Annotated in this window: 3 protein-coding genes; 1 reads left to right on the forward strand and 2 read right to left on the reverse strand. The window is 48.7% G+C overall.

All coding sequences use genetic code 11. From position 1 onward, the window contains the following. Positions 1–177: 177 nt before the first annotated feature. Entirely contained in the window at positions 178–675 is a 498-nt protein-coding gene (locus BM022_RS14945) for a cupin domain-containing protein (RefSeq protein ID WP_091140569.1), read from the forward strand. Between the two features lie 153 nt (positions 676–828). Here BM022_RS14945 and BM022_RS14950 read toward each other — a convergent pair whose 3' ends face one another. Beyond that, complete coding sequence (locus BM022_RS14950) at positions 829–1,029, reverse strand: hypothetical protein (protein WP_091140571.1); 201 nt, start codon at positions 1,027–1,029, stop codon at positions 829–831. A gap of 16 nt (positions 1,030–1,045) precedes the next feature. Continuing rightward, entirely contained in the window at positions 1,046–1,276 is a 231-nt protein-coding gene (locus tag BM022_RS14955; protein WP_091140572.1) for a hypothetical protein, read from the reverse strand. Positions 1,277–1,422: the final 146 nt, after the last annotated feature.

The following is a 1,422-nucleotide window of genomic DNA, read 5'->3' on the forward strand; positions in this document are numbered from 1 at the left end:
CCGGCTCAAGGATAAACGCAAAGCCGGACATGTAAAGGTCAAGGCTTAGTAAAATTAAATGTCCGGGTGGGTCAGTTTTATTCCGGCCAAATAACCAAAAAGTGGGTCAGTTTTAAACCGGCGTTGACACCTAGCTTGCGGCTTCGTTGATATGAAAACTATCGAGGGGGAGGGTCGATGAAATTCAAGTTGGTCAAATCCAAAATCACATTGTATGCCAGGCTGCTTGCAGCATCGATAACGGCGGGTTTACTGTCGGTTGCGGGAATAGCGGAGGCAGACGAAGTGCGTTCCGGCGCAAAAGATGTAAAATCGGTGGGAATCACGCTCATGCCCGTCACCGCGCAGGTCCTGCCGGACGATCCAAAGCAGACCCTGACCGCTTTCATGGTGTACCTGACACCCGAAGCCAGCACCACCAGCCATCGCCATGCAGGCGTCGTGTTCGTGCATGTGCTCGAAGGCACGGTCCGCTCTCAGCTCAACAATGGGGAAGTGATCGAGTATCGCGCCGGAGAAAGCTGGAATGAGCCGCCCGGAAGCATCCATTCGTACATGGAAAATCCCAGCAAGACAATTCCGGCCCGCTTGATCGCAACCATTATCGCTCCCACCGGAGCAAGGTTGACAACCTACGATCAGGAAGCCTCCGGAAATTCGCGGCACACACATTAACGGAGCTTGATAAAGCTGCGCTACGTTTCAGTTTTGGCGGTCTTGAGGCTACAGATACGCTCGGCTTCTTAGCGGAATAATGACGCTATAACACAAACATATGCAAAATTGAGGGCTAATCAAATGATTTTATGTCATACGATATCAAGAGGATCATAAACGGTTCTTCCTGACCTCATCACCATTTTCCTCTATATCCCTTATCATCTTTTTCGCGGTAAGAGTTAAAAGCGACCCCAAAACCGCTTCATCTTCGACTATTTCCGGCGTCACATGAATTCTTTGCCAACGAACAAGCTTATCCCTGTGCTCGTTGATTGTGATCGTTATAGCGTATACTTTATCCTCGCTCACCCTCCCTCCCGTTCAATCAAATTTTATTTTGCTTGGATTGTAGTTCATGGATTCTATTGAACTCTTGCACCATCTCGACCTTTACATCTTCCGATGCGCCCGGAGCAGCGCTGTACTCAAGAAGAATTTTGGACAATCGAGTCTTATCGTCGCTGTCAATCTGATCCTTGAGGGCGATTTCCCCTACAGCTACCCAATACGCAGCGATCATCTGATTCAGTCTAGTATTTGTTCCTTCATTACTCATCCTTCCTCCTCCCCTCTTCTCATACAGCAACTCGACAGTGTTGCCGATCTTATGATGTTCCCCCAATTCTGATGGGATTCAAAACTAGAATCTAGCCGCTTCGAGCAGTCTGACCTGGTTGGATTTAACGTATTCGCTTGGGGTCA

This window comes from Nitrosospira sp. Nsp14, assembly GCF_900113575.1.
Lineage (GTDB): Bacteria > Pseudomonadota > Gammaproteobacteria > Burkholderiales > Nitrosomonadaceae > Nitrosospira.